Below are 3196 nucleotides of genomic sequence, written 5' to 3'. Positions count from 1 at the left end.
CGTTTACCATTATTATTTTTCATGTCGATCAACCTCCGTGTGTTAGTTAAACTATACACTAAAGTTGTCTACGACATCTATCCTAACAGAGGGGGTTATGGAGGGGGAAAAACTTGGCTAAATTACAACGATTGGCGACAAAAGAAGACGGCATCGTTGTTATTCACAACCCTGTAAGCGAAGAAGAATTGAAAGACAGAAAGGAACAGTATCAACTTCTCTCCGATAAAGAATTTGCGTTTCGCTATAACCATATGTTGTTCCTTCCTATTGATTTTACTTGGAATGGAAAGAAACATAAAATTCAATATAATTTCTGTACGAATCCCTTTTGTAAATGGTGCGGTCAAGAACAGCTCAAGTTTGAAACAGTTAAAGGAAAACCCTCAAGATATAAATTGAGTGGCAGAAGCAACAAAAAAATGATTGTTTGTAATCCAGACCCTATTCATCCCGAAAGAGGTATGACATTAAATTGTTATTCAACTGCCATCTCAAATTGGTCAGTAGCAGAGGAAATATCAAGACTAATTCGTATCAATCAAACTCAAGATGTTGAGCCTGATTACAATTTTCATAAGGATGGTTGTTCCGCAGGACACATAACACCTTTTGATACGCCTGATGGGTTTTATAAACAAGGTAAAACCTTGAATAATTCTCAAAGATGGCAGTGTAAAGTATGTAAGAAAAAGACAAGCCTTCTACCAAATAAACGACAATCTACAACTTATCGTCAGAAGAGAAATGATATTCTTCCAATGTTCGCAAAATTGCTCTTAAATAAAATGCCTATCAGTCGTACTTGCGACATTTTAGAAATCGGTGTTGGAACTTATTATCAAAAGTTAGAGTGGCTGTACCGTTGTTGTTTAGAGTTTTTAGAGAAATATGAAACAACTTCTTTGGCTAATAAGTCATTTAAAGAAATGTGGCTAAACACTGATAAAATGCACTACAACCTTAATAATGTTCGAAAGAAGGGACAAGGTGGTCAAAAATATTTTGGCTTAGAGGATAGCCAAGTGCAGACATATGTAGTCGTATCAGCGGATGCACTCTCACGATATGTGTTTCGTTCAGATGTTGCCTATGATTGGGAAATGACAGTGGAAGATTTGAAATATGATACGGTGATATATAAAGAAGACCATTTGAATGATTTCAGCAAGAAGAATAACCGTTTAGACTTTTCTTATTATCCTCAAGAGCCTTCACCAAAAGATACACAAAAGCCACACGAATATCGAGCGGAACTAAATGAGTTTAACAAAAGAATGCAGTATGTAGATGGGTTACACGTAAATCCTACTTATACGACAATTGCTCATTATTGGCTCATTAAACAGCTTGTAAAGGCATCTGAATGGAGAATGATTAGCGATAATGATTCTTCAATCATAACAGCATTCTTTAGGGTGTTCTCGAAGGGAATAAGGACATATGATGCCCACCACTTTCTAAGTTTAATTGATAGGAATAAGAGCAGAAAACAATGTTTAGAAGAATTTGAAGATGCCAAAGCCGATTTGTTGTATTGGGGTTTTCATAGTGGATACGAAACGAAGAACTTACGGAAATTGGCTTACCTTTCATTAAAAGAATCTTTTGAAACGCATAAGTTTCAAAAGGAAATCAAAACTGATAATCAATCATACAATGTTTGGGCTAAAAATCCGATTACACATCCATTAGCATCAAGAGATAAAGGCTTTCATATAGTAGATTGTACTACCGATTTATCTTCTCTTGAACCGAAAGACATTGCAAAAATGGTAATGAATGTAAATGATAATGCCACGAATAGTTTTATCCAACAAATACGCAGAAGATTATCTATCCTTGAAAGACCATTAATGACTGCAAGGGGAGATGGAAAAAGTTATATTTACGCCAACTTCAATCCAAAGTATGCTCAATACGCTTTGACCATTTTAAAGACATTCTATAACTTCTGTGAGACCTATAAAACAGCTGATGGGAAAGAATTTACTCCTGCACAGCGTTTAGGCATTACAGATAAAGTATTTGATTTGAAAGATATAATATATTTAAGATAGTTCGTCAAATTTTGACGAACTATCTTAATAGTAACAATCATCATTATCAATCAAATTTTAAATTCGTTTGGACTTCTGAAAAAATAAAGTGTGTAACAGTAGAAGCATATGGATTTACTGTGTCGATAAACTCTTCCGCTTTAGAAAAATTCTCAAATTGCATTTTAAGCATATAGCAGGCATTTCCTGCTATTCTATAACAAAAGTCGACATTAGGGAGACTTTCTAAGTAATTTTTAAATCTTTTATAATCTCCATTTTTTACTGTTGCTTCGATGATACATTGAATAGGTAGCCCTATTTTTTCATAATCAATTTCCAAAGTATATTTTTTTATTATTCCAAAAGACTCCATTTGTCTTACCCGTTCAGTTACTGAGGGAGAGGACAAATGAACTCTTCTTCCAAGTTCACTCATTGATAAACGACTATTATTGGATAACTCAACTACTATTTTTTTATCAATATCATCTATTTTCATTTTTAAAGGAATCCCTCTCTTTTCTGTTAATTATTTAATTGATTATACGGGAAAATGTTTCGAATTTAATGTGATTTAAAGATTTTATAATTTATATTTAATATAACAAGGAGGTATTATAAATGGCAAGAATAAAACAATCAAATTATGGAGAAACACCTTTTCAAAAGCTATTAGGTCATAATAAAGAAGTTATGATGTCGTGGTCTAAATTAGGAGATGTCTTAGAAAAAGATGGACTGTTATCATCAAAATTAAAAGAACAGGTTAGAAGAACATTAGCACAAAGCAATGGTTGTGAGTATTGTAAAGCAAAAGGGAAACCTGACCCTAATCTGTTTGATGAAAAAACATCTGTTGCGGTAGGATTTGCTGAGGCATTTTTAAAATACCAAAAAGGAAATGTCCCAGATGCAGTATTTCAAATATTAAACGAGTATTTTGCTGAGGATGAAATAAGTGAGCTTTGTGCGTTTATTTGCTTTACTACCGCTCAACAATACTTTGGAGCATTAATGAAATTAGAACCTAATGTTTTAAATCGAAAAAGTAATAAAGATGTAAGCGTCAAATAGAATCCACCTGTTAGTGTATATAATACCTATGAGATAATCTCTTTAAATCAAAGTTTGAGGAGGTTTTTTATGTCCCAGAG

3 protein-coding genes are annotated in these 3196 nt (G+C 33.2%); 2 read left to right on the top strand and 1 reads right to left on the bottom strand.

All coding sequences use genetic code 11. From position 1 onward, the window contains the following. Window positions 1–113: 113 nt before the first annotated feature. Window positions 114–2060 (top strand): insertion element protein, encoded by a 1947-nt coding sequence (locus J2S07_RS21695; RefSeq protein ID WP_307152445.1) that lies wholly within the window; start codon window positions 114–116, stop codon window positions 2058–2060. 46 nt (window positions 2061–2106) lie between these two features. Here J2S07_RS21695 and J2S07_RS21690 read toward each other — a convergent pair whose 3' ends face one another. After that, window positions 2107–2541: an Lrp/AsnC family transcriptional regulator gene (locus tag J2S07_RS21690; RefSeq protein ID WP_307152444.1), complete on the bottom strand. Its 435-nt coding sequence runs from the start codon at window positions 2539–2541 to the stop codon at window positions 2107–2109. Window positions 2542–2663: 122 nt separating this feature from the next. Here J2S07_RS21690 and J2S07_RS21685 point away from each other — a divergent pair, with 122 nt between their 5' ends. Continuing rightward, window positions 2664–3116 (top strand): carboxymuconolactone decarboxylase family protein, encoded by a 453-nt coding sequence (locus tag J2S07_RS21685; RefSeq protein ID WP_307152443.1) that lies wholly within the window; start codon window positions 2664–2666, stop codon window positions 3114–3116. Window positions 3117–3196 lie beyond the last annotated feature (80 nt).

Origin of the sequence: Anoxybacillus andreesenii (assembly GCF_030813005.1) — a bacterium.
Lineage (GTDB): Bacteria > Bacillota > Bacilli > Bacillales > Cytobacillaceae > Robertmurraya > Robertmurraya andreesenii.
This window is presented reverse-complemented; position numbering and strand designations above follow the sequence as displayed.

What these genes read in the sequence shown, in the direction of transcription:
- J2S07_RS21690 (WP_307152444.1), bottom strand. Translation starts at nt 2,541, where the DNA reads ATGAAAATAGATGATATTGATAAAAAAATAGTAGTTGAGTTATCCAAT.
- J2S07_RS21685 (WP_307152443.1), top strand. Translation starts at nt 2,664, where the DNA reads ATGGCAAGAATAAAACAATCAAATTATGGAGAAACACCTTTTCAAAAG.